This window comes from Piscinibacter defluvii (genome assembly GCF_004011805.1).
In the GTDB taxonomy this organism is placed as follows: Bacteria; Pseudomonadota; Gammaproteobacteria; order Burkholderiales; family Burkholderiaceae_C; genus Piscinibacter; species Piscinibacter defluvii.
Window position 1 is genome coordinate 17,879 of record NZ_RCHJ01000014.1, and the last position, 23,875, is coordinate 41,753.

Sequence of the window (23,875 nt, forward strand, 5' to 3'; positions counted from 1 at the left end):
GAACGAACGAGGAGAGCAAGCATGAGCGAAATCAGTCGGGTGGCCCTGTTCGGCAAGCTGAACCCGGTGGTCTACAAGGCCATCGAGGGCGCCACCGTGTTCTGCAAGCTGCGCGGCAACCCGTACGTGGAGCTGGTGCACTGGATCACCCAGCTGCTGGAGACCCAGGAGTCGGACCTGCAGGCGATCGTGCGGCACTACGGGCTCGACGCCTCGACGCTGGCCAAGGACGTCACCGCCACGCTGGACCGCCTGCCGCGCGGCTCCACCGCGATCTCCGACTTCTCCGAGCACATCGAGCACGCCATCCAGCAGGGCTGGGTGTATGCCACGCTGATGTTCGGCGACGCGCAGGTGCGCAGCGGCTACCTGCTGGTGGGCATCCTGAACACGCCGACGCTGCGCCACGCGCTGACCGGCATCTCGCGCCAGTTCGAGAAGATCAAGGCCGACGACCTGTCGGACAAGCTGCCGACCATCTGCGCCAAGACCGGCGAGAGCGGCCTGGGCGCGCAGGACGGCACCGGCGTGGGCAGCGGCGACGTCGGCGGCGAGACCGGCACGATGGCCCCGGCCGCGCTGGGCAAGCAGGAGGCGCTGAAGAAGTTCTGCGTCGACCTGACCGCGCGTGCGCTCGAGGGCAAGATGGACCCGGTGACCGGGCGCGACGAGGAGATCCGCCAGATCGTCGACATCCTGATGCGGCGGCGCCAGAACAACCCCATCCTCACCGGCGAGGCCGGCGTGGGCAAGACGGCGGTGGTGGAGGGCTTCGCGCAGCGCCTGGCGCGCGGCGACGTGCCGCCGCAGCTGCAGGGCGTCTCGCTGCTGAGCCTGGACATCGGCCTGCTGCAGGCCGGCGCCTCGATGAAGGGCGAGTTCGAGCAGCGCCTGCGCCAGGTGATCGACGAGGTGCAGGCGAGCCCGAAGCCGATCATCATGTTCATCGACGAGGTGCACACGCTGGTGGGCGCGGGCGGCGCGGCCGGCACCGGCGACGCGGCCAACCTGCTCAAGCCGGCGCTCGCGCGCGGCACGCTGCGCACCATCGGCGCCACCACCTGGGCCGAGTACAAGAAGTACATCGAGAAGGACCCGGCGCTGACGCGGCGCTTCCAGGTCGTGCAGGTGCCCGAGCCCGACGAGCACAAGGCGATCCTGATGCTGCGCGGCGTGGCCAGCGTGCTCGAGAAGCACCACCGCGTGCAGCTGCTCGACGAGGCCATCGAGGCCGCCGTCAAGCTCTCGCACCGCTACATCCCGGCGCGCCAGCTGCCCGACAAGGCGGTCAGCCTGCTCGACACCGCCTGCGCCCGGGTGGCGATCAGCCAGCACGCGATCCCCGCCGAGGTCGAGGACTCGCGCCGCCGCATCGAGGCGCTCGAGGTCGAGCAGGCGATCATCGGCCGCGAGGCGGCGGTCGGGATCGACGTCGCGGCGCGTGCGGCGGACGTGGAATCCAAGCTCGCCGCCGAGCATGAGCGCCTGGCCGGCCTGGAGGCGCGCTGGCACGACGAGAAGGCGCTGGTGGACAAGGTGCTGGCACTGCGTGCCCAGCTGCGCGGCGACGACCAGCCGGTGGACGCGCCGCACCCCGACGCGGCGCCCGACCGCGACAAGCTGCTCGCGCAGCTGCGCGCCGAGCAGGACAAGCTGGCCGCGCTGCAGGGTGATGCGCCGCTGATCATGCCCTCGGTGGACGCGCAGGCGGTGGCCTCGGTCGTCGCCGACTGGACCGGCATCCCGGTGGGCCGCATGGTCAAGAACGAGCTCAAGGCCATCCTCGAGCTCGGCGCCACGCTGGGCAAGCGCGTGATCGGTCAGCAGCACGGCCTGGACATGATCGCGCGGCGCATCCAGACCTCGCGCGCGCGGCTGGACAACCCGAACAAGCCGATCGGCGTGTTCATGCTGTGCGGCACCTCGGGCGTCGGCAAGACCGAGACCGCGCTGGCGCTGGCCGAGGCGCTGTACGGCGGCGAGCAGAACGTCATCACGATCAACATGAGCGAGTACCAGGAGGCGCACACCGTCTCCACGCTCAAGGGTGCGCCGCCGGGCTACGTGGGCTACGGCGAGGGCGGGGTGCTGACCGAGGCGGTGCGGCGCCGGCCCTACAGCGTGGTGCTGCTCGACGAGGTGGAGAAGGCCCACCCCGACGTGCACGAGATCTTCTTCCAGGTCTTCGACAAGGGCTGGATGGAGGACGGCGAGGGCCGGGTGATCGACTTCAAGAACACGATCATCCTGCTGACCAGCAACGCCGGCTCCGAGCTGATCATGAACATGTGCAAGGACCCGGAGCTGCTGCCCGATCCGGAGTCGCTCGCGCTGGCGCTGCAGGAACCCCTGTTGAAGGTGTTCCCGCCGGCGCTGCTCGGGCGCATCGTGACGATCCCGTACTACCCGCTGTCCGACGAGATGCTGGGCAAGATCGTGCGGCTGCAGCTCGACCGCATCAAGCGGCGCGTGGCCGAGAACCACAAGATTCCGTTCGAGTACAGCGACGAGGCGGTCCGGCTGATCGTCAGCCGCTGCAACAACGCCGAATCGGGGGGGCGCATCATCGACGCGATCCTCACCAACACGGTGTTGCCGCGCATCTCGATCGAGTACCTGAGCCGTACGTCCGAGGGCGGCGCGCTGAAGGCGGTGCGGCTCGGCGTGGCCGAGGGCGACTTCAGCTACGCCTTCGACTGAACGGGTGCCTGCGGGCGCACACTGAACCGGGGGAGACCACACCATGGCCTTGGGCGGACTGCTGGGCAGCAGCTCGGACGCGGTACTGAAGATCAAGACCACCGCCGGCAGCGACAAGCTGCTGGTGCTGCGCATGGAAGGGCGCGAGGCGCTCGGCCGGCTGCCCGAATACCGGGTCGACGTGGTCGGCAACGTCGACATGATGGGCAACCCCGAGGACATCGACGTGCACGACCTGCTCGGCACGCGCGCCAACGTCACGGTGGACCTGTTCGGCAAGCCGCGCGAGTTCAACTCGTTCATCGTGCGCATGCAGCGCGGCGAGCGGCACGGGCGTTTCGAGTCCTTCGCGATCCTGATGCGGCCCTGGCTGTGGTTCGCCACGCGCAGCCGCAACTCGATGGTGTTCCAGGACAAGAGCGTCAAGGACATCGTCTCGGAGGTGCTGAAGGTCTACAGCAGCGACTTCGAGTGGCGCCTGGCGATGCCCTCGGTCTACACCAAGCTCGAGTACGTGGTGCAGTACGAGGAGAGCGACTTCGACTTCGTCAGCCGCCTGCTCGAGGAGCACGGCATCTACTACTTCTTCGAGCACACCGACACCAAGCACACGCTGGTGCTGATCGACGACCTGGCCAAGCACAAGAGCAAGAAGAACAGCGACGCCATCACCTGGGGCAACTCGCTCAAGACCAACCACACCATCACCGACTGGCACGTGCAGGAGGAGGTGCGATCGGTCAAGGCGACGGTGCGCGACTACGACTACCTGGCCAGCACGACGCAGATCGAGCAGACCAAGTCCGCCAAGCCGACGCAGGCCACCGCCAAGCTCGGCAGCGGCGAGGTCTACACCTTCCCGGCCGGCGTGGTGCAGGACCAGGTCAAGCCCGACGCCCAGCCCGCCGCCAGCGCCGCCACCCAGCGCGCCAAGGTGCTGATGGAGGAGCTGTTCTCGCTGCAGAAGACGGCCACCGGCCGCACCAACGCGCACGACATCGCGGTGGGCGCCACCTTCCAGGTCAAGGAGGCCGGCGGCGGCCTGCTCGGCGGCCTGCTGGGCGGCGGCGAGTCCAAGCGCGAGGGCAAGTACCTGGTCGTCTCGGCCACCTACCGCATGGAGTTCGCGGATCACGAGGCGATCGAGGACCTGAAGTCGATCAGCCGCCGGCGCGACGGCTTCGTCGCCGACGTGGTGGTGATCGACGCCGACGACACGCCGTTCCGCCCCGAGCGCATCACGCCCAAGCCGGTGATGCACGGGCCGCAGACCGCGCTGGTGGTGGGGGCCTCGGGCAACGAGATCGAGACCGACAAGCACGGCCGCGTGAAGATCCAGTTCCCCTGGGACCGCAAGGGCAAGAAGGACCAGAACAGTTCCTGCTACGTGCGCGTGGCGCAGCCGCATGCCGGCAAGTCGTTCGGCTTCTGGAGCGTGCCGCGGGTCGGACAGGAGGTGGTGGTCGACTTCATCGGCGGCGATCCGGACCGCCCGATCATCACCGGCGCGGTCTACAACGACGCCAACCCGATCGCCTACGAGCTGCCCAAGCTCGCCACTGTCAGCGGCTGGCGCTCGCGCTCGAGCAAGGAGGGCACGCTCGAGATGTTCAACGAGCTGCGCTTCGAGGATGCGAAGGGCAAGGAGTACGTCTGGCTGCAGGCGCAGAAGGACTTCTACCGCAGCGTCAAGGAGAACGCCTTCGACATGGTGCTCAAGAACGAGACCGTGAAGGTCAAGCTCACGCGCAAGGAAGTGATCGGCGAGAACTGGTTCATGAACGTCGGCAAGGACGTCATGCACGAGTACGGCAAGGACATGCACGTCAAGGTGGCCGGCGACATCTTCTACACCGGCGCGGCCACGCTGCAGGCCACCTTCACCAAGGACATCCAGATCAAGGGCGACGCGACCTTCGGCCTGGAGATCAAGGACAAGTTCGACGTCAAGGCCGGCGGCGACATGAAGGTCGCCGCCACCGGCGCGGTGCACCTGAAGTCCGACGACAACCTGCTGCAGCAGGCGGCGCAGAAGCTCTCGCTGAAGGCCGGCGCGGACCTGCTCGCCGAGGGCATCAACGTCAAGATCAAGGGCAGCGCCGAGGTGGTGATCGAGGGCTCGGCCGGCATCAAGCTGGTGTGCGGCGGCTCGTCGATCGCGCTGGGCCCGGCCGGCGTGGACATCGTCGGGCCGATGGTCAAGATCAACTCCGGCGGCGGCGGCGGTTCGGCCGGCTCGGCGCAGGCCGCGACCGCGGCCGCGCCCAAGGCACCCACCGAGGCCAAGAACCAGGAGGAGCTGACCTCCGGCAAGGCCACCGACTACGACAAGCAGTTCGAGGACCCGATCGAGAAGGCCAAGGGCTCGGGCGGCGGAGCCTGACGCACGGATGGCCACCGGCTACTCGTACGACCAGCTCAAGGCCGCGCTGTGGACCGGCGCCGGTGCGCGTGTGCACGCGCTGCTCGACGGGCGTGTCGTGCCCGGCCTGCCGGGGCTGCTCGAGCAGGCCCAGTCGCCCGGCTGGGACTGCCTGCAGCGCGGCGCGCTGTCGGCGCAGGCGGCGCGCGAGGCGGCCTACCTGGTCGAGCTCGACCCGGCGGCGCCCTTCACCGATCGGGTGCTGCGCGAGCTGCCGCGCGACTTCCCCGGCTTCGGCCTGGTGATGGTGTCCGGCCGCGCGCTGCTGCCGATGCGCGAGCACTGCCGCAGCCTCTCCGAGGTGCAGACACCCGACGGCGAGCGACGCCCCTGGCGCTGGTGGGACCCGGAGCTGCTCGAGCGCCTGCTGCCCGAGTTCTCGCCCTCGCAGCTCGACGAGCTGTTCGGCGCCGGCCAGCAGATCGTGCTGATCGGCCGGGCCGGCTGGACCTGGTTCGCGCTGCGCGACGGCGTGCTGGCGCAGGATGCGCGGCCGCTGCTGGCGGCGGCGTCGCAATGAGTCTGCACGAACGATGTTGCGACTGAGTCACGAACAGCTCGACACGCTCCAGCAGCTGCTGCTGCGCCGCCATGCGGCCGCCGTCGCGGCGGTGCTGGCCGAGGCCTGGCCGGCCGTGGTCGAGCGGCTGCAGGAGCGCTGGCCGGCCTTCGTGGAGGCAGCGCTGCAGCAGGCCCACCGCCACGAGGTGGCCGCGGTCGCCGACCTGGCGCGCTTCGCCAGCCTGTGGTGCATCTGGGGCGCCTCGTTCGCCGACAAGCCCGGCTTCGAGTGGGCGCGCGAGATCCTCGGCGATCCGCGCCGCCCGCCCGGCCTGAAGGTGCACCAGCTGCTGCACCGCACGCGCGAGGAGCTGGCGCACCAGGCGGCGCCGGCGCCAGGCGGCGCGCCGCGGGTGAGCGTGGCTCAGTTCGACGCCGCGCTCGCCGCGGTCGAGTCCGGCATGGCGACGCAGGCGGCCGCCAAGGCGGTGTTCCTCGACGAGCCCGCCGCGCCGCCCATCGTGGCCTGCGACGTGGCGACGCTGGACCTGATGGTCGCCGAGGCCGAGATCCTCGAGTACCGGCTTGCTGGCGGCGTGTGGCAGCGCGTGCCGGCGCCCAAGCTCGGCCTGCCGGCGCTGCAGTGGAGCCGCGCGCCCGACGAACCGGCGGTGTTCGCGGTGCCCAGCCACCCGTTGCGCGGCGGCACGGCGGCGCGCCTGAACCTGCGTGTCACGCCGCAGGCGGTGTGCGACCCGCGTGTGCACCCCGAGGTGCTGCACGTCTCGCCGCAGGGCCGGCTGGCCTGGAAGGGCCGCGACGCGGCGCGCCTGAGCCTGGCGCTGTACGCCGCGCCGCCGGAGCCGACCGACCCGAAGCTCGGGCCCGACGGCATCGCCGCGCGCAGTGCGCCGGAGAAGCACCAGGTGCAGGTCGCCTCCTGCGGGCTGCGCGACGCGGGGGCGCCGTTCGGCGCTGTCTCGATCGGCTTGAGGGTCGTGCCGGCGCAGCAGTGCAAGGTCGAGCTGCGGCACGGCGCCTTCCCGACGCTGAGCTGGCCGAACCCGCCCAGCGGCGAGGCGCCCGGCGCCACGGCCTGCCAGCTCGAGGCCGACGGCCGCCCGGTCGACGCGCCGGCCTGGCAGCGTGCCTGGGCGCAGCTGCCCGGCCAGTTCCGCGCCGGGCTGGAGAAGCTGTTCAACGCCTGGGCGCGCCAGGTCGAGCAGCCGCGGCTGGAGGTCGAGGCCTCGCCGCTGGTCGGCCAGGCCGCGCTCACCTGGGGCTGGCGCCGCAGCGCGGCCGACGCGGTGGCGATGCGCACCGAAGGCCGTGTCGACCTGCTGGCGTGTGCGCTCGACCTGCGCCTCGCCGGCGAGCTGGTGCAAGAAGGCGCGCGGGCCCGCATCGTGCTCGCCTGCAAGGGCCGCAGCGAACTGCGCCTGGACGTGGCGCAGCTCGGTGACGAGGCCGAGGAGGGCCATGGCCTGGCGGCGGTCAAGCGGGCCTGGCGCTTCCCCTTCACGCTCGACGTCGAGCCGCTGGCCGGCGGCGGCATCGCGATGCTGCAGGCCGTGCCGCAGCCCGACGCCCTGCTCGGTGCGCTGGCCGGCGAATGCGGCCTGCGCCCGCGCCCGGACGGCAAGGGCCTGCAGTGGCATTTCGGCATGACGGTCGAGCCGGCACAGGTGGCGCTGGCCTGCGTCGACCCGCTGCTCGGCACGAACCGCACGCAGCGCACGCTGCTGGGTGCCATGCCGCTGGTGGACTGGAGTGCCGGGTGACTGACGGCCCCCACGCTCGCGGCTGTGCCGCTCCTCGGCCCCCAGGGCCACGAAGGAGCCCCTTCGTGGCCCTGGGGGCGCATGCCGCCCTTGGGGCGGCCCGGCGAGCGGCATGATGGACCGCCTGATGCTGCTCCAGCTCGAAAGCGCCGGCTGCGCCGTCGAGGCGCTGGTCAACGGCCTGCCGGTGGTGGCGCTGCCGACCGCCGGTGGGCGCGCCTGCCTGGCGGTGCACGAGTTCATCGTGGCCGGGCGCAACCGGCTCGGGCTGCGTGCCGGCCTGCCCGCCACCGGCCTGGCCGTTGGCGCGCAGCCGCGCGTGGCGGTGGGGCCGACCTGGGCGCGGGCCCGGCTGGTGCTGGCACGTGCCGGGCAATCGGCCGGCGACCCGGCCGCACGTGTGCTGGGCAGCGTCGACTGGGCCGTCGAGGAGGGCCAGGCCTACGAGGCGCCGGTCGGCCGCGAGCTCGAGCTCGACCTGCCGGTCAGCTTCCCGCGCTGGCGCTGGCTGGATGCGCCGCCGGTGCCGGTCAACCCGGTGACGCAGCGGCAGATCGTCGAGTTCCTGCAGGGCCTGGCCGTCGAACTCGGGCGCGGCAACCCGGAGCCGCTGCTGGCGGCCGCGCGGCTGCGCTTCGAGGAGATCGCGCTGGCCTACCAGTCCTCCGCGGCCGACGCGATGCAGCGATTCCGCGCGCACCTGCAGGGCCTGTTCGAGCGCAAGGCGCTGAAGATCGTGCCGCCGCAGGCCGAGACCACGCTGCTGCGGCCGGTGGCCGACGGGCGTCTGATCGAATGCCTGGACCCCCTTGGCGCCCCCGTGCTGCACACGCAGAATGACGACGCCTCCATCGGCAACCAGTCCTGGCCGATCCGGCTGGCGATGGTCGAAGGCAAGATCTACGTGCTGCGCTGAGCGGGCCCCGACCGAGCGAAGGAATGAACCCGTGATCACCCTCACCGTCGCCACCTACAACGGCGCGCCGCTGGCGGCGCCGCTCGCGGCGCAGTTCGACGAACTCGGCGGCAACATCGGCCGGGCCGACACCAACCAGCTCGTGCTGCCCGACCCCGAGCGCACCATCTCGCGCGTGCATGCGCAGATCGTGTTCCGCGCCGGGCGCTACGCGATCGTCGACCGCGGCAGCAACCCGATCAGCGTCAACGGCCGGCAGCTCGGCAACGGCCAGGAGGCACCGTTGTCCGGCGGCGAACAGGTGCAGATCGGCGGCTACGTGCTGCGGGTCGAGCTCGGCGGCGCCGGCGGCGCGGCCGCGGCCGATCCGTTCGCCGATTTCGGCGGGCTCGCCAGCCCCGCCGCGCCGCGGCCCGCGGCCGCGAGCCTGGACCCGCTGGCCGCCTTCGGCGTGCCCGAGACGACGCCGGCGGTGCGGCCGCTGACCGCGGTCCCGGTGACCGCCCAGCCGCTGCCCGCCGCACCGACGGCCGGCGGCATCCCTGACGACTGGGACCCGTTCGCGCCCGAGCCGGCGAGTGCGAAGCCGGCCGACTTCGCGCGTTCGCTCGGCCAGGGACCCGGCTTCGGCCTGGACGTGGCCTCGCCCAAGGCCGCGCCGCTGATCCCCGATCTGCCCGGGCAGGCGCCGGCCGCGGCCGACTCGCTCGACAACCTGTTCGGCCTCGGCGGCGGCGCCCCGGCCAGCGTCGACCCGCTGGCCGGCGGGGTGTTCGGGCAGGCCGCCGCCCAGCCGAACATGGCGGCCCATGCGGACCCGATGCAGTCGCTGAACAGCCTGACGCGCGGCACCGCGACCGCCAAGTCCGACGCCGGCTCCGAGCTGCACGCGCCGTTCCTCGCGCCACCGTCACCGCCGCGGCCCGCGGCGGCGCCGGCGATCCCGGCCATCCCCGAGGTGCCGCCGGCCGCGCCGCGCGGCGCGCCGTCGATCAAGGGCGCGGTGCTGTCCTGGGAGGACCCCTCCGGCGACAGCCACACCGTGATCCGCCCACGCCCGCGCGCGCCTGCGGCTGCGCCGCTGGTGCCGCCGCTGCCGGCCGCGCCCGCGGGGCCGGCCGCGGCCCTGCCCGACGATGCCTTGTTCGACCTCGGCCTCGGCAGCGCACCGGCCGCCCCCGTGGCCCCGGTCGACCCGCCGACCATGATCACCGTGCGGCCCAAGGCCGCGCCGGTGCCTGCCACCGCAGCGGCCCCGGCGGCCCCGGCAGCGCCGGCGGCCAGAGGGGCGGCGGCCGGCGACAACGCCGCGCTGATCGCGGCGCTGCGCGAGGGCCTGGGCATGCCCCAGCTGCCGCTGGACTCGCTGACGCCCGAGTTCATGCGTCTGCTCGGCCAGCTCGTGCACGAGTCGGCGCGCGGCACGGTGGACCTGCTGGTCGCGCGCGCCGCGCTCAAGCGCGAGATCCGCGCCGAGGTGACGATGATCGTCGCCAAGGAGAACAACCCGCTGAAGTTCTCGCCCACCGTCGAGGTCGCACTCGGCCACCTGCTGAGCCCGCCGCAGCGTGGTTTCCTGCCGCCCGAGCGCGCCATGCGCGAGGCCTACGACGACCTGCGCGCGCACCAGTTCGCCTTCGTGGCCGGCATGCGTGCCGCGCTCGAGGGCGTGCTCAAGCGCTTCGACCCGGCGGTGCTGGAGAGTAAGCTGACGCAGAAGTCGGTGCTGGCCAGCGTGCTGCCGGCGGCGCGCAAGGCGCGCATGTGGGACGTGTTCACCGAGCTGTACGGGCAGATCTCGGCCGAGGCCTCGGACGATTTCCACGAGCTGTTCGGCAAGGAATTCCTGCGCGCCTACGAGGCGCACATCGACCAGCTTTCGAAGGGCCGCTGATGGGGCTTCAGATCGAACTCGCGATCCAGTCGCGCCGCGGCGGGCGCAACTACAACGAGGATGCCTGCGGGCACTGGCACTCCGACACGCACCTGTGCTGCGTGGTGGCCGACGGCGCCGGCGGCCACGGCGGCGGCGACAAGGCGTCCAAGCTCGCCGTCGAGCACATCATCACCACCTATGCGGCCAACCCGGTCGGCTCGCCGGAGGCGATCCGCGCGATGATCGTCGACGCCGACCGCACGATCATCGAGCACCGCGCCGACGACGTGAAGCAGCGCAACATGCACAGCACGGTGGTGGCGATGTTCGTCGACCTCGAGCGCCGCACCGCGGCCTGGGGCCACTGCGGCGACTCGCGCCTGTACGCCTTCCGGCGCGGCCGCATGACGCTGCGCACGCGCGACCACAGCGTGGTGCAGTCGCTGGTCGACGGCGGCATGCTGACCGAGGACAAGATGCGCAGCCACCCGCAGCGCAGCGAGCTGCTGTCGGCACTCGGCGTCGGCGAGGAGGACCTGCAGGTCAGCGTCTCGGCCGAACCCTGGCAGCTCGCGCCCGGCGACGTGTTCCTGCTGTGCACCGACGGTGTGTGGGAGTACGTCGACGACACGCAGATGGAGGCCTCGCTGGCGGCCGCGGCCAGCGGACAGGCCTGGCTGCAGGAGCTCGAGCGGCGCGTGCTGGCCGGGGCGGCGCACAAGCCGCGGCACGACAACTTCAGCGCGCTGACCGTGTGGGTCGGCGAGCACGCGGACTGACGGGCGAAGGAGAAGCGGCGATGGGCAAGCAGGTCTGCATGGGCGCGATGCTCAAGTGCAGCATGGGCATGGCGCCGAGTTCGCTGGTGGTGCTGCCGAAGAACCGGGTGATGACCTCCAACGTGCCGGCGGCCAACATCATGGACAACATCCCGATGACCAACATCATGCCGTTCGGGATGTGCAAGAGCCCGGCCAACCCGACCGTCGCCGCGGCCACCGCGGCCGCCATGGGCACGCTGACACCGATGCCCTGCGTGCCGGCCACGCCCGCGCCCTGGGTGCCGGGCTCGCCGACGGTGCTGATCGCCAACCTGCCGGCGCTCAACGACAGCTCCAAGCTGATGTGCATCTGGGCCGGGGTGATCGAGGTCAGCAACCCCGGCCAGACCACGCACGACATCCCCTGAGGGCGTCGCGCCCCGCGCGGGTCGAGGCGCGTCGGAGCGAGAGTCTCAGGGCGCGTTCTGGCGCCCGATCTCCACGCGCCGGTTCTCCGCCGCGAGCGGCTGGGCCGGGTTCTTCAGTTCCTTGTCGCCGGCGCCGGAGACGAGCAGCATGCTGCCGTCCACGCCCTTGCCGACCAGGTAGGCCTTGACGGCCTCGGCGCGCCGCACCGAGAGGGCCTGGTTGCCCTCGGGCGTGCCGGAGGCATCCGCATGGCCGACCACGCGCACCTGGCGGCCGCTGCCCTGCTTGCCCTTGAGCACCTCGGCGAACACGTCGAGCTGCTTCTTCAGCAGCTCGGGCAGCTCGGCCGAGCCGATGCGGAAGTTCGATGCCGGCAGCGAGTAGCGCACCGCCGGCTTGAAGCCCATGCACTTGAAGCCGTTCGCCTCGAGCTCCTTGCAGGCGTCCTCGGGGAACAGGCCCTCCTTGACGGCCGCGGCCTCGGGCACCTGCGAGCCCACGTCGACCGCCGCGGTCTGGGCAAAGGCCGTCGCCGCGCCGCCGAGCGCGGCCAGGGCGATGAGCAGCGAACGCAGGGGAGCGGTGGGCTTCATGGACGGTCTCCAGTCGGGGATGGGGCCGATGATAGTGGCTGCCTTCCGCGCCACGGACACCCCGCCACACATCAAACCGGGGGCCCGGCCGCAGGGGGGACGATGCCCGCCCCAAGGCCGGGCCGGTGAAGTACATTGTGCGCTCGTTTTCGCTGGCGGCCGGCGGCGGCGACCTCCACAAAACACGCATACCCATGACCTGGACGAACAAGGTGGTTTGGACGGAGGGCATGTTCCTCCAGCCGCAGCACTTCCAGCAGCACGACCGCTACCTCGAGTACCAGCTGCGCCAGCGTCTGGCCGCTCTCGTCGGATACCCCTGGGGCTTCACCAGCCTGGCCATCGACGACGCCGCGCTCGCGCTCGGCAAGCTCGCGCTCAGCTCGGCGCAGGGCCTGCTGCCCGACGGCACCGCCTTCTCGATTCCCTGCAACGACGCGGCGCCCGCCGCGCTCGACGTCAAGGCCGACGTGCGCAACGAGCGTGTCGTGCTGGCGGTGCCGCTGCAGCGCCCGGGCATCGTCGAGACCGATGCCGAGCAGGCCGCCGGCTCGATGGGCACACGCTACCAGGTGGCCGAGGTCGGCATCGGCGACAGCAACAGCAACCTCGACCGCAACGCCTCGGTGCAGGTCGGCCGGCTGCAGCTGCGCCTGATGCTCGAGCGTGATGCCGGCGAGGGCTTCGCGACCGTGGGCGTGGCGCGCGTGGTCGAGCGGCGCGCCGACAACAAGCTGGTGCTGGACGCGAACTACGTGCCGCCGATGCTGCATGCGCAGGGCCACGCCATCCTCGACGGCTGGCTGCGCGAGCTGTGCGGTCTGCTGCACCAGCGCGGCGAGGCGCTGGCCGCACGCATCGCGCAGCCCGGCCGCGGCGGCGTGGCCGAGATCGCCGACTTCCTGCTGCTCGAGGCCGTGAACCGCGCCGAGCCGACGTTCCTGGACCTGCAGCAGCGCTCGGTGCTGCACCCGCACGATTTCTACGCGGCCTGCCTCGGCCTGGCCGGCAACCTGGCCACCTACCGCGACAAGCGCCGCCCGCCGGCCTTCCCGGCCTACCTTCACGACGACCTGCAGCGCTGCTTCCGCCCGGTGATCGAGGACCTGCGCCAGTCACTCTCGATGGTGATGGAGCAGACCGCGATCCCGATCGAGCTGCAGGACCGCAAGTACGGCATCCGCGTCGCCGTGATCCCCGACGTCGACCTGCAGCGCCACGCCAACTTCGTGCTCGCGGTGGCTGCACAACTGCCCGGCGAGGCGCTGCGCGCGCGCTTCCCGACGCAGGTCAAGATCGGCCCGGTCGAACGCATCCGCGACTTGGTCAACCTGCAGCTGCCCGGCGTGCCGCTGCGGCCGCTGCCGGTGGCGCCGCGCCAGATCCCGTACCACGCGGGCTTCAACTACTTCGAGCTGGAGACGCGCAACAACGACCTGTGGAAGCAGCTCGAAACCTCGGGCGGGCTGGCCATGCACATCGCCGGCGAATTCCCCGGGCTCGAGCTGGAGTTCTGGGCCATCCGCGCCTGAGCCGCTGACGCACGCACACCGCGCACACCGACATGAGCACCCCCGGCAAGGACCCCAACGATCCGTTCTCGGCCTTCGAGTCGGACCGCACCGTCATCAAGCCCGGCGCCGGGCGGCCGGCACGGCCCGGTGGCGCGGCCCCGGCCGGCGGTGCGCCGGGCGGGGGCGTGCCGGCCGGCGGCATGGCGGCCGCACCGGTGGGCGGCGGCAAGGAAGCGCCGCTGTCGATCGACGCGCTGATGACGGCCAACCTGAATCCGCTGGTGGCCGCCGCGTCGCCGCTGCTGTCGGCCGCGCCGCGCATCCGCCACATGCTGCAGCACCCGAACCCGGCCGGCCTGAAGGACGCGCTCGCCGACGGCATCCGCAAGTTCGAGGCGCAGGCGCGTGCCGAGGGCCTGCCCAACGAGCAGGTGATCGCCGGGCGCTACATCCTGTGCACGCTGCTCGACGAATCGGCCGCCAGCACGCCCTGGGGCGGCTCGGGCGTGTGGGCCAACCAGAGCCTGCTGGTGCAGTTCCACAACGAGACCTGGGGCGGCGAGAAGATCTTCCAGCTGATGTCCAAGCTGGCCGAGAACGTGGGGGCGAACCGCAACCTGCTCGAGCTGCTGTACGTCGTGCTGTCGTTCGGATTCGAAGGCCGCTACCGCGTCGTCAACGACGGCAAGGCGCAGCTCGAGAGCGTGCGCACGCGGCTCGCGCAGCTGCTCAAGCAGCAGCGCCCGCAGACGCCCGACAAGGCGCTCTCGCCGCGCTGGGAGGGCGTGCCGGCACGTGTGGCCAGGCTCGGCAGCGGCGTGCCGATGTGGGTGGTGATGTCGGCCACCGCGCTGCTGCTGCTGCTGGTGTACGTGGGCCTGCGTTTCTCGATCAACGGTGTGTCCGACGACGTGTTCGCCGCGCTGCGCTCGCTGGACGTGAAGGCCGCGCCGGTGGCGGCGCCGCCACCGCCCGCGCCGCCGGCCCCGCCGCGCCTGGCCAACCTGCTCAAGCCCGACATCGACGCCGGCCAGGTGGCCGTGCGCGACCTGGCCGACCGCTCGATCGTCGTGATCCGCGGTGACGGCTTCTTCGAGCCGGGCAGCGCGGTGGTGTCCGACCGCGTGCTGCCGCTGCTCGCCCGCATCTCCGGCGCGCTGCAGGCCATGCCCGGCACGGTGCTGATCACCGGCCACACCGACAACGTGCCGATCCGCTCGGTGCGCTATCCCTCCAACTGGCATCTCTCGCAGGACCGCGCCATCGCCGTGAAGACCGTGCTCGCCGCGACGCTCAAGCCCGAACGCCTGCGTGCCGAGGGCCGCGCCGATGCCGAGGCGGTGGCCGACAACGGCACGCCGGCCGGTCGCGCGCAGAACCGGCGCGTCGAGATCACCCTGTTCCTGGCCCAGGGGGGCGCGTGATGGGACGCGTGTTCGCCTTCCTGTTCAGCCCGGCGGTCTACGGCGTGCTCGGCACGCTCACGCTGGCGCTGCTGTTCTGGTTCGGCGGCCCGCTGATCGCGGTGGGCAGCTTCCGCCCGCTCGAGCCGCTGTGGGTACGGCTGGTGGTCGTCGGGCTGCTGCTGGGCAGCCTGCTGTTCAAGCTGGTGTGGGCCCGCGTCAAGCGCAAGCGCACCAACGCCGCGCTGGTCAACGGCATGGCCAAGGGGCCGAGCGCGGCGGATCGCGAACTCGGCACGCTCAACGAGCGCTTCACGCAGGCGCTCGAGGTGCTGAAGAAGGCACCCTCGGGATCGCGCTCGATCTTCAAGGGCGGCGCCTACCTGTACGAGCTGCCCTGGTACATCTTCATCGGCGCGCCGGGCTCGGGCAAGACGACCGCGCTGCTGAATGCCGGGCTCACGTTCCCGCTGGCCGAGAAGATGGGCGCTGGCGGCGTGCGCGGCGTCGGCGGCACGCGCAACTGCGACTGGTGGTTCACCGACGAGGCGATCCTGATCGACACCGCCGGGCGCTACACCACGCAGGAGTCCGACAGCGCGACCGACGCCGCCGCCTGGGACGGCTTCCTCGCGCTGCTGCGCAAGTCGCGCCCGCGCCGGCCGATCAACGGCGTGCTGCTGACCGTCAACATCCAGGACCTGCTGCAGCAGAACCCGAACGAACGCAAGGAGCACGCCGCGAAGCTGCGCGCGCGCATGCAGGAGCTGACCGAGAAGCTCGGCGTCAAGGCGCCGGTCTACGTGCTGGTCACCAAGGCCGACCTGATCGCCGGCTTCAACGAGTTCTTCGGCGACCTCGGGCGCGAGGAGCGCAACCAGGTCTGGGGCTTCACCTTCGCCTATTCGCCGCAATCCGCCGAGGACCCGCTGGCGAGCTTCGCCAGCGAGTTCGCCGCGCTCGAGAAGCGGGTGCGCGACCGCGTCACCGACCGCATGGACGCGGAGACCGACGTGCTCAGGCGCGCCGCGATCTTCAACTTCCCGCAGCAGTTCGTCGGCGTGAAGGGGCTGCTCGGCGGCTTCCTCGAGCAGGTGTTCAGTGCCGGCGGCAGCCTGGAAGAGCGCCCGCTGCTGCGCGGCGTCTACTTCACCAGCGGCACGCAGGAGGGCACGCCGATCGACCGCGTGCTCGGCACGCTGGCGCGCACCTTCGGCGTGGAGCGCAAGCTGGCCTCGATCGCGCCGGCGCGCGGCGGCAAGAGCTTCTTCCTGCACCGCCTGCTCAAGGACGTGGTGTTCAACGAGCAGGGGCTGGTGGGCGAGAACCTGGCGATGGAGCGGCGCCGCGGCCGGCTGCGGCTGGCGGGCTTCGCGCTGACCGGGCTGGTGTCCGTGGCGCTGCTGGCCGGCTGGGCGCTCAGCTACATGCGCAACAAGGGCTACATCGCGCAGATCGAGGCGCGTGTGCCGGAGGTGCGCAAGGCGGTCGACAGCCTGCCGCCGGCCGCCTCGGGCGACGTCTCGCCGCTGCCCGACGTGCTGCTGGCGGTGCGCGACGCGCCCAGGCCGTCCGACTTTCCGATCGACGAGCCGCCCTGGTCGATGACCTTCGGCCTGTACCAGGGCGACAAGCTCGACGCCGGCGCGCAGCTCGGCTACCGCCACCTGCTCGAGACTGCGCTGCTGCCGCGCGTCACGCGCCGGCTCGAGGAGCGGCTGCGCACCGCCAACCGCGACAACCTCGAGCAGGCCTACGAGAGCCTGAAGCACTACCTGATGCTCTACACGCCCGAGCAGTTCGACGCCGAGTCGTTCAAGGCCTGGGTCGGCGTGGACTGGGATGCGGTGTACGAGCGCAGCCTCAGCTCGCAGCAGCGCGAGGCGCTGGCGGCACACCTGGATGCGCTGATCGAGCGCGGCGCGCCGCCGCCGCGCGTGGCGATGGACAAGTCGCTGGTCGCCTCGGTGCGCGAGATGCTGGTGGCCTTCCCGCTCGAGTACCGGGTGTTCAGCCGCCTCAAGCGCACCCAGGTCGGCGCCGACCTGCCGCCCTTCAGCGCCGCCAACGAGGGCGGCCCGGCCGCGCTGAACGTGCTGACGCGCGCCAGCGGCGCGCCGCTGACGCAGGGCATCCCGGGCCTGTTCACGCGCGAGGGCTACCGCCAGGCCTTCGAGAAATCGGTCGAGCGGGCGACGCGCCAGCTCGCCTCCGAGCAGGAATGGGTGCTCGGCGTGCGGCCCACCGGCGCGGGGACCGGCGCCGCGGCCGGGGCGGTCAGCGCGGTCAAGGCCAACCCCGAGCTGACCAACCGCGTGCGGCGCCTGTACTTCGAGGAGTACATCAAGGTCTGGGACCAGTACATCGCCGACGTGCGCGTGGTGCGGCTGGGCAACCTGGAGCAGAGCCTGGCCGTGGCGCGCACCCTGGCCGGGGTCGATTCGCCGCTGGTCAAGTTCCTGCGCGGCGTGTCGCGCGAGACCACGCTGGTCGAACCGCCCAAGGAGGGCGCCGGCAGCGGCACGCCGTCGCAGATCGGCGCGCTCGCGGCGCTCGAGCAGAAGCTCTCGCTGGCCAAGCGCGAGGCCGCGGCGCTGGCCGGCAAGGTCAACGTGCCGATCGACGCCAACACCGGTGCACCGCTCGAGGCGATGGTCGACGAGCACTTCGAGTACATCCACCGGCTCTTCAAGGGCAACCCACCGCCGATCGCCGAGACGCAGAAGCTGTTCGACGAGGTCTACGCGCAGCTCGCCGCGGTGGACGCGGCGCAGAAGAGCAAGTCCGCACCGCCGCCGGCCGGCGGCGCCGACCGCGTGCGCGCCGCGGCCGGTCAGCAGCCCGAGCCGATCCGCCTCGCACTCGAGGCGCTGGCGGGGAATGCGGCGGCCACGGGCCGCACGGTCGAGGCGCAGGCGGCGACCAGCGACCTGAAGCCGATCGCCGACGCCTGCAACCGCATGATCACCGGCCGCTACCCGTTCACGCCGAGTGCCAAGGCCGACGTGCTGCCGGACGACTTCGCGCAGCTGTTCAGCCCCGGCGGCCAGCTCGACGAGTTCTTCCGCGCCAAGCTCGCGCCGCTGGTGGACACCGGCACCAACCCGTGGTCGTTCAAGCCCACCGCGGACGGCACGCGCCGAACCAGCCCGGCGGCGCTGGCGGACTTCCAGCGCGCCGCACGCATCCGCGAGGTGTTCTTCCGCAGCGGTGGGCGCCAGCCTTCGTTCAAGGTCGACATCCGTGCGCTCGAGATGGGCGAGGGCCTGAAGGAGATCACGCTCGACATCGATGGCCAGGTGCAGAAGTTCGTGGCCGGCAGCAGCACGCCGATCACCGTGAGCTGGCCGAGCACGCGGGTGGCCTCGCAGATCAAGCTCGGCACCACGCCGGCGGGCACGCCGATGACCTTCGACGGCCCGTGGGCGCTGTTCCGCCTGTTCGACCGATTCGAGGTGCAGCCGACGGCGCAACCCGAACGCTTCATCGTCGTGATGAACCTGGACGGCCGGCTGGCGCGGCTCGAGGTGATCGCCGGCAGCGCGTTCAATCCGTTCCGGCTCCGGGAAGTGCAGCAGTTCCGCTGCCCCGGCTCGCTCTGACGATGGACGCCGGCGCGACGGTCCCGGGCTGGTACGGCAAGCTGCCGACGCTCGGCGACTTCGCCTCGCGCCGGCTCGAGGCCGCGTTCATCGAACCCTGGGACCACTGGCTCGGCAGCGGCCTGGCGGCGCAGCGCGAGCAGCTCGGCGAGGGCTGGCTCCAGGCCTACCTGGCCAGCCCGGTGTGGCGCTTCGTGCTGATGCCCGGCGTGTTCGAGCACGAGGCGGCGGCGCTGGCCGGTGTGCTGATGCCCTCGGTCGACAAGGTCGGGCGCTACTTCCCGCTCACGGTGCTGCGCCGGCTCGACGAGCTGCCCCATTCGGCGCCGCAGCTCGAGGGCCTGCTCGGCTGGCTGCAGCGCCTGGAGGACGTGGCGGTCGACGCACTGCACGAGGACTGGGACATCGACACGCTCGACGGCGCGCTGGCCGCGCTGCCGCCGCCGGTGGTTCCGCCCGAGCCATCGCACGAGGCGCGTCTGCTCGCCGAGGCGATCGCAGGCGGCGGCGCGTTCGTCGACATCCGCGCGCTGCGCCGTCGCGCCGACCTCGCCACGCTGCTGTGGGACGCGCTGGCCGATGCCCCACGCTCGCTGCCGGTGGCGCGCGGGCTGTCGTTCTGGTTGGCGGACAATCCGGGCGCGCCGCAACTGCTGGTGCGGCGCGGGCTGCCCGACACCGGGCAGTTCATCCGCATGCTGGCTGCCGCCGAGGGCGGCAGCGCACCGGTGGATGGCCTGCTGCTCTGACCCGATGGACAAGGACGATCAACCCGAACGCACCGTCACCAAGCCGCAGGCGCGCGTGGTGGACCCGCCGCCCGACTCGGAGGCCACGCTGATCCGCCCGCCGCCGGCGCCCAAGCCGCCGGCGAGCCCGGCGCCGCGCAAGGACTCGGGCAACCAGCTGCCGGTCGGCACCTTCCTCGGCGAGTTCGAGATCACCGAGCTGATCGGCGAGGGCGGCTTCGGCATCGTCTACCTGGCGCGCGACCATTCGCTGCAGCGCCGCGTGGCGCTGAAGGAGTACATGCCCTCCGCGCTGGCCGCGCGCACCGGGCCGCTGGAGGTGTCGGTCAAGGCGGAGCGCTACGCCGAGACCTTCGACGCCGGCCTGAAGAGCTTCGTCAACGAGGCCCGGCTGCTGGCCTCGTTCGACCACCCGTCGCTGGTCAAGGTCTACCGCTTCTGGGAGGCCAACGGCACCGCCTACATGGTGATGCCGTACTACGAGGGCGTGACGCTCAAGCAGAAGCTCAAGGAGATGGGCGCGCCGCCCAACGAGGCCTGGTTGCTCGACCTGCTGGGCCCGCTGACCGAGGCGCTGCTGGTGATCCACGCCGACCAGTGCTACCACCGCGACATCGCGCCCGACAACGTGATGCTGCTCAAGGGCACCGGCCGGCCGCTGCTGCTCGACTTCGGTGCCGCGCGCCGCGTGATCGGCGACATGACGCAGGCGCTGACGGTGATCCTGAAACCCGGCTACGCGCCGGTCGAGCAGTACGCCGAGGTGCCGGGCATGAAGCAGGGCCCGTGGACCGACGTGTACGCGCTGGCGGCCGTCGTCTACTACGCGATCGTCGGCAAGACGCCGCCGCCCTCGGTGGGCCGGCTGATGAACGACAACTACGAGCCGCTGAGCCAGCTCGCGCAGGGCCGCTACAGCCCGAAGTTCACCGCCGCGATCGACCGCGCGCTGATCGTCAAGCCGGAGGAACGCACCCAGAGCATCGAGGAACTGCGCCACGACCTCGGGCTGGACACGATGGCCCCGGCGCCGCGCCCGGCGCCGGCGCCGGCTCCGGCCCGCCCGGCACCGGCCGCGACCGCTGCCGCGGCCGCGCCGTCGGCGCCGGCGAAGAAGGGCGCGATGGTGGCCGTGGCCGGCCTCGTCGCACTCGTGCTGGCGGGCGGCGTGGGCTACGCACTGCTCGGGCGCGACGCGCCCGCGCCGGCACCCGGTGCCGCGGCGCCGGCCCCGCCCGCGCCCGAACCCGCCAGCGCCGCCGTGGCCACCGCGCCGCCGCCTGCCCCGGTGGCCGAGCCGGCGCCGCCGCCGCCGCCGCCCGCGGCCATCGAGGCGCGCTTCGACCCGCTGCAGGACTTCGAGCGTGTGGCGGCCGGCCAGTCGGCCGATTTCGGCGTCGAGGCGGCGACCGCGAAGCCGCAGTTCCGCATCGACCGCGACTACCTCTCGTTCACCGTCAAGTCGACCCGCGAGGGGCACCTGTACGTCTTCCTGCACGGCTCCGACGGCGTGCTGGTGCAGGTGTTCCCGAACGCCGCCTCGCGCAACAACAAGCTGCGCGCCGGACAGACGATCACGCTGCCGCCGCCGCAGTCGAGCTGGGCGATGAAGGCCAGCGGGCCGGCCGGCACCGACCATTTCATCGCCATCGTGTCGGCGTACCCGCGCGACTTCGGCGCCATCGGCCTGAAGGTGCAGGACGGTTTCGGCATGGCCAGTGCCGAGGCCGTCGCGGAGGCGGCGCGGGCGCAGGGCGGGGCCGCGCCTCTGTTCCTCGGCAAGCCGGTGTGCAGCGGCGACTGCGTCGACCGCTACGGTGCCGCGCTGTTCTCGTCCCAGCAGATTCCCTGAAGGAGTGAGCATGTCCGACGACTGGAGCCCGAATTTCGGATCGCTCGACACCGCAGCGCCCGAGTGGGCGGCCAAGCGTCCGGTGCGCATCGCGGTGCTGGGCGACTTCAGCGCCGGCGCCGCCGCCGGCCGGCTCGACACCGGTGCGGAGCTGGCGCGGCGCAAGATGATCCCGGTCGAGTTCGACAACCTCGAGGACACGCTGGCGCGGCTGTCGGTCAGCCTGACGCTGCCGATCGGCGATGGCGGTGCCGGCGTGGCGCTGGAGTTCGGCGAGCTCGACGCCTTCCACCCCGACCAGCTGTACCGCGAGCTCGAGGTGTTCCGCGCGCTGGCGGACCTGCGCAAGCGGCTGAACAACACCTCGACGTTTGCCAAGGCGGCGGCCGAGGTGCAGTCGTGGGCCGGCGGCAGCCGGGTCTCGCGCAGCCGCAAGCGCCGCTCGCGCAGCGGCGCGCCGGCCGCCAACGCGAAGCTGAGCGACTTCGCGCGCCTGGTGGGCAGCGCGCCCGAACTCGACACCGATGCGCCGATCGATGCGCTGCTCAGGCGCATCGTCGGCCCCTTCGTCGTCAAGGCGCCCGACCCGAAGAAGGACGCGCTGGTGGCCACCGTCGACCAGGCCCTGTCGGACGCGATGCGCGCGGTGTTGCATCAGCCCGAGTTCCAGAACCTCGAGTCACTCTGGCGCGGCATGGACATGCTGCTGCGGCGCATCGAGACCGGGCCGATGCTGCAGGTGTTGCTGGTGGATGTGTCGGCCGAGGAGTTCGCCGCCGACTTGAGCGGCAGCGACGACCTGAGCGAGACCGGCCTGTACGCGATGCTGGTCGACAAGCCCGGCCAGGAGAAAAACGGCGGCGTGTCGCTGATCTGCGGGCTCTACCAGTTCGAGGCCACGCCGCCGCACGCCGAGCTGCTCGGCCGCATGGCCAAGATCGCGGCCAAGGCCGGGGCGCCCTTCGTCACCGGAATGGCCTGCGACGAGTTCATGAGCGCGAAGAGGCCGCCGCACCCCCTGGTGGCGCAGGCGCTGCGAGAACTGCGCGACCTGCCCGAGGGCCCCTACCTCTCGTTGATGGCGCCGCGTTTCATGCTGCGCCACCCGTACGGCAAGCGCAGCGACCCGATCAGCGCCTTCGCGTTCGAGGAGTTCAGCGATGCCGACGGCCTGCGCGGCATGCTGTGGGGTCACCCGGCCATCATCGCGGCTTGCCTGCTGGCCGCGCCGAGCGGCAAGTCGCTGGGCATCGGCGACCTGCCGTTCCACTACTACGTCGATGCCGACGGCGACCAGATCGCGCTGCCCTGCACCGACCGGCTGCTCAACGCCGAGGCCGCGGCGCGGCTGCGCCAGGTCGGCCTGACCGCGCTGATGGCGCACAAGGGCCAGCCGGAGGTGCGCGTCTCGGGCATCGATGCGGTGTCGGGCCAGGCGATCGCGCTGGCCACCAGCGCGAAGCCGGCGCCACGCGTGGGCGTCAGCATGGCGATCGGCAGCCGCAAGGAGCGTGAGGCCGCCGCCGCACCGGCCGATGCGAGCAGCGAGGTGTCGAGCGACGCCGACATGGCGCTGGCCGGCGACGAGGGCTCGTCCGCCGACGCGGGCGAGAGCGGCGACAGCAGCCTGGACGACCTGCTTGCCAGCCTGGGCGGCGACGACACGTCGACGTCGGGCGAGGAGGCCGCGGCCGGCGAGACGCCGGCCGAGGAGAGCACCGAGATGGATCCGGAACTGGCCGCGCTGCTGGCCTCGCTGGAGTAGCGCGCAGCCGACGGCTCAGTGCGGCGCGTCCGGCGGCGGCTCGGCGTCGTCCTCGTCGCGCTCCGGCTTGGCGGCGACGCGGTACTGCTCGCTGGCCCAGGCGCCGAAGTCGTGGTTCTTGCAGCGCTCGCTGCAGAACGGTCGCCACGGGTTCTCCGGCGCGTAGACGCTCGGGCCGCCGCAGCCCGGGCAGGCGACCGTGCGGCGGGGCGGGCGAGTGCCGCTCATGTGCACAGCGTGAGCTCGAAGCTCGTGTCCTCGCCGCTCGGCTTCAGGCGACCCTCGCCGTCCTGCTTCATCAGGCGGATGGAGACCATCAGACGGTGGCCGCTGATCTCCGGGATCGGCCCGTTGGCATCGGGCAGGCGCACGCGCAGCAGCTGGTAGACGCGCCCGGCCGGCAGGCTCTGCTGGTACTGCCCGCCCGGTGCGACCACCTTGTGCGGCACGCCCGAATCACGCAGCAGGCCCAGCAGCACCGACAGCGCCTCGGCCAGCGGCATAAGAGAGGCCGACCAGTGCAGCAGGTCGGCGCGGCGCCGGGCCGGCTCGTGCTTCTGCCAGGCGTAGTAGGCCGGCAGGTCGAACTCGCAGGTGCCACCGGGGATGCTGATGCGGCTGCGGATGCTCATCAGCCATTCGTTGCCGGTGAGCGCCGCGCCGGCCTTGCCGGGCAGCTGGTTCAGGCCGTTGAAGGCATGGTCGATGCGCGCGATCACCTGGTCCAGCGCGGCCTCGGAGATCGACGGGTTGCCGCGGAAACCGGCGTACTGCGCCTTGTGGCGCTCGAGCTCCTTGAGCAGGTCGGACTTCAGGTCGGCGCGCGACGCGACGTCCATGATCTCGAAGATCGTGGCGAGCGCGAAATGGTGGTCCACCGGCGCCTCGCGGCCGATCAGCTGGGCCAGCCGATCGAACAGGTGTTCGAGGCGGAGCATCGTGCGGATGCTCTCGTGGAAGGGGTACTCGTAGAGGATCAAGGGCCAGGGTCCTGCACATGCCGGCAGCCGA

Annotated in this window: 17 protein-coding genes; 14 read left to right on the forward strand and 3 right to left on the reverse strand. The window is 71.9% G+C overall.

Annotated features, from left to right (window positions below; translation table 11 throughout):
• The first annotated feature begins 21 nt into the window (after window positions 1-21).
• The 8 genes from tssH to D9C15_RS21050 all read left to right on the forward strand — a co-directional run bounded on the left by tssH (window position 22) and on the right by D9C15_RS21050 (window position 11,385).
• A complete protein-coding gene (gene tssH / locus D9C15_RS21015; protein ID WP_128000429.1) occupies window positions 22-2,700 on the forward strand; it encodes a type VI secretion system ATPase TssH in 2,679 nt (892 codons plus the stop codon).
• 43 nt (window positions 2,701-2,743) lie between these two features.
• Entirely contained in the window at window positions 2,744-5,083 is a 2,340-nt protein-coding gene (locus D9C15_RS21020) for a type VI secretion system Vgr family protein (RefSeq protein WP_128000430.1), read from the forward strand.
• Between the two features lie 7 nt (window positions 5,084-5,090).
• A complete protein-coding gene (locus tag D9C15_RS21025) occupies window positions 5,091-5,642 on the forward strand; it encodes a DUF4123 domain-containing protein (protein ID WP_128000431.1) in 552 nt (183 codons plus the stop codon).
• Between the two features lie 13 nt (window positions 5,643-5,655).
• On the forward strand, window positions 5,656-7,404 hold the full coding sequence (locus D9C15_RS21030; protein ID WP_128000432.1) for a hypothetical protein: 1,749 nt from the start codon (window positions 5,656-5,658) through the stop codon (window positions 7,402-7,404).
• A gap of 112 nt (window positions 7,405-7,516) precedes the next feature.
• On the forward strand, window positions 7,517-8,320 hold the full coding sequence (locus D9C15_RS21035; protein ID WP_128000433.1) for a hypothetical protein: 804 nt from the start codon (window positions 7,517-7,519) through the stop codon (window positions 8,318-8,320).
• A gap of 31 nt (window positions 8,321-8,351) precedes the next feature.
• A complete protein-coding gene (gene tagH, locus D9C15_RS21040; protein ID WP_164886802.1) occupies window positions 8,352-10,214 on the forward strand; it encodes a type VI secretion system-associated FHA domain protein TagH in 1,863 nt (620 codons plus the stop codon).
• On the forward strand, window positions 10,214-10,975 hold the full coding sequence (locus D9C15_RS21045; RefSeq protein WP_128000435.1) for a PP2C family protein-serine/threonine phosphatase: 762 nt from the start codon (window positions 10,214-10,216) through the stop codon (window positions 10,973-10,975). Before tagH ends, D9C15_RS21045 begins: the two co-directional genes overlap by 1 nt.
• Before the next feature lie 20 nt (window positions 10,976-10,995).
• Complete coding sequence (locus D9C15_RS21050) at window positions 10,996-11,385, forward strand: DUF4280 domain-containing protein (RefSeq protein ID WP_128000436.1); 390 nt, start codon at window positions 10,996-10,998, stop codon at window positions 11,383-11,385.
• Window positions 11,386-11,430: 45 nt separating this feature from the next.
• Here D9C15_RS21050 and D9C15_RS21055 read toward each other — a convergent pair whose 3' ends face one another.
• Entirely contained in the window at window positions 11,431-11,979 is a 549-nt protein-coding gene (locus D9C15_RS21055) for an OmpA family protein (RefSeq protein WP_128000437.1), read from the reverse strand.
• Between the two features lie 194 nt (window positions 11,980-12,173).
• Between D9C15_RS21055 and tssK the strand changes: the two genes are divergently transcribed.
• The 6 genes from tssK to D9C15_RS21085 are packed head-to-tail and all read left to right on the forward strand — an operon-like array spanning window position 12,174 to window position 22,864.
• Complete coding sequence (gene tssK / locus D9C15_RS21060; protein WP_128000438.1) at window positions 12,174-13,511, forward strand: type VI secretion system baseplate subunit TssK; 1,338 nt, start codon at window positions 12,174-12,176, stop codon at window positions 13,509-13,511.
• Window positions 13,512-13,543: 32 nt separating this feature from the next.
• A complete protein-coding gene (locus D9C15_RS21065) occupies window positions 13,544-14,917 on the forward strand; it encodes a DotU family type VI secretion system protein (protein ID WP_128000439.1) in 1,374 nt (457 codons plus the stop codon).
• On the forward strand, window positions 14,917-18,498 hold the full coding sequence (gene tssM, locus D9C15_RS21070; protein WP_128000440.1) for a type VI secretion system membrane subunit TssM: 3,582 nt from the start codon (window positions 14,917-14,919) through the stop codon (window positions 18,496-18,498). Before D9C15_RS21065 ends, tssM begins: the two co-directional genes overlap by 1 nt.
• A gap of 2 nt (window positions 18,499-18,500) precedes the next feature.
• Window positions 18,501-19,247, forward strand: a complete 747-nt coding sequence (gene tagF, locus D9C15_RS21075) for a type VI secretion system-associated protein TagF (RefSeq protein WP_128000441.1) — start codon at window positions 18,501-18,503, stop codon at window positions 19,245-19,247.
• A 4-nt stretch (window positions 19,248-19,251) separates the two neighbouring features.
• The gene (locus tag D9C15_RS21080) at window positions 19,252-21,099 is read left to right on the forward strand and encodes a serine/threonine-protein kinase (protein WP_128000442.1); all 1,848 of its coding nucleotides are present in this window, start codon (window positions 19,252-19,254) and stop codon (window positions 21,097-21,099) included.
• Between the two features lie 10 nt (window positions 21,100-21,109).
• Window positions 21,110-22,864, forward strand: coding sequence for a type VI secretion system contractile sheath domain-containing protein (locus tag D9C15_RS21085; protein ID WP_128000443.1), 1,755 nt, complete (start codon window positions 21,110-21,112; stop codon window positions 22,862-22,864).
• A 15-nt stretch (window positions 22,865-22,879) separates the two neighbouring features.
• Here the strand turns inward: D9C15_RS21085 and D9C15_RS21090 are convergent, their stop codons facing one another.
• On the reverse strand, window positions 22,880-23,092 hold the full coding sequence (locus tag D9C15_RS21090; protein WP_128000444.1) for a DNA gyrase inhibitor YacG: 213 nt from the start codon (window positions 23,090-23,092) through the stop codon (window positions 22,880-22,882).
• Entirely contained in the window at window positions 23,089-23,844 is a 756-nt protein-coding gene (zapD, locus tag D9C15_RS21095) for a cell division protein ZapD (RefSeq protein ID WP_128000445.1), read from the reverse strand. Before zapD ends, D9C15_RS21090 begins: the two co-directional genes overlap by 4 nt.
• Window positions 23,845-23,875 lie beyond the last annotated feature (31 nt).

Excerpts from the sequence above, each read along its gene's own strand:
- tssH (WP_128000429.1), top strand. The coding sequence starts at position 22 with ATGAGCGAAATCAGTCGGGTGGCCCTGTTCGGCAAGCTGAACCCGGTG.
- D9C15_RS21020 (WP_128000430.1), top strand. The coding sequence starts at position 2,744 with ATGGCCTTGGGCGGACTGCTGGGCAGCAGCTCGGACGCGGTACTGAAG.
- D9C15_RS21025 (WP_128000431.1), top strand. The coding sequence starts at position 5,091 with ATGGCCACCGGCTACTCGTACGACCAGCTCAAGGCCGCGCTGTGGACC.
- D9C15_RS21030 (WP_128000432.1), top strand. The coding sequence starts at position 5,656 with ATGTTGCGACTGAGTCACGAACAGCTCGACACGCTCCAGCAGCTGCTG.
- D9C15_RS21035 (WP_128000433.1), top strand. The coding sequence starts at position 7,517 with ATGATGGACCGCCTGATGCTGCTCCAGCTCGAAAGCGCCGGCTGCGCC.
- D9C15_RS21045 (WP_128000435.1), top strand. The coding sequence starts at position 10,214 with ATGGGGCTTCAGATCGAACTCGCGATCCAGTCGCGCCGCGGCGGGCGC.
- D9C15_RS21050 (WP_128000436.1), top strand. The coding sequence starts at position 10,996 with ATGGGCAAGCAGGTCTGCATGGGCGCGATGCTCAAGTGCAGCATGGGC.
- D9C15_RS21055 (WP_128000437.1), bottom strand. The coding sequence starts at position 11,979 with ATGAAGCCCACCGCTCCCCTGCGTTCGCTGCTCATCGCCCTGGCCGCG.
- tssK (WP_128000438.1), top strand. The coding sequence starts at position 12,174 with ATGACCTGGACGAACAAGGTGGTTTGGACGGAGGGCATGTTCCTCCAG.
- D9C15_RS21065 (WP_128000439.1), top strand. The coding sequence starts at position 13,544 with ATGAGCACCCCCGGCAAGGACCCCAACGATCCGTTCTCGGCCTTCGAG.
- tssM (WP_128000440.1), top strand. The coding sequence starts at position 14,917 with ATGGGACGCGTGTTCGCCTTCCTGTTCAGCCCGGCGGTCTACGGCGTG.
- tagF (WP_128000441.1), top strand. The coding sequence starts at position 18,501 with ATGGACGCCGGCGCGACGGTCCCGGGCTGGTACGGCAAGCTGCCGACG.
- D9C15_RS21080 (WP_128000442.1), top strand. The coding sequence starts at position 19,252 with ATGGACAAGGACGATCAACCCGAACGCACCGTCACCAAGCCGCAGGCG.
- D9C15_RS21085 (WP_128000443.1), top strand. The coding sequence starts at position 21,110 with ATGTCCGACGACTGGAGCCCGAATTTCGGATCGCTCGACACCGCAGCG.
- D9C15_RS21090 (WP_128000444.1), bottom strand. The coding sequence starts at position 23,092 with ATGAGCGGCACTCGCCCGCCCCGCCGCACGGTCGCCTGCCCGGGCTGC.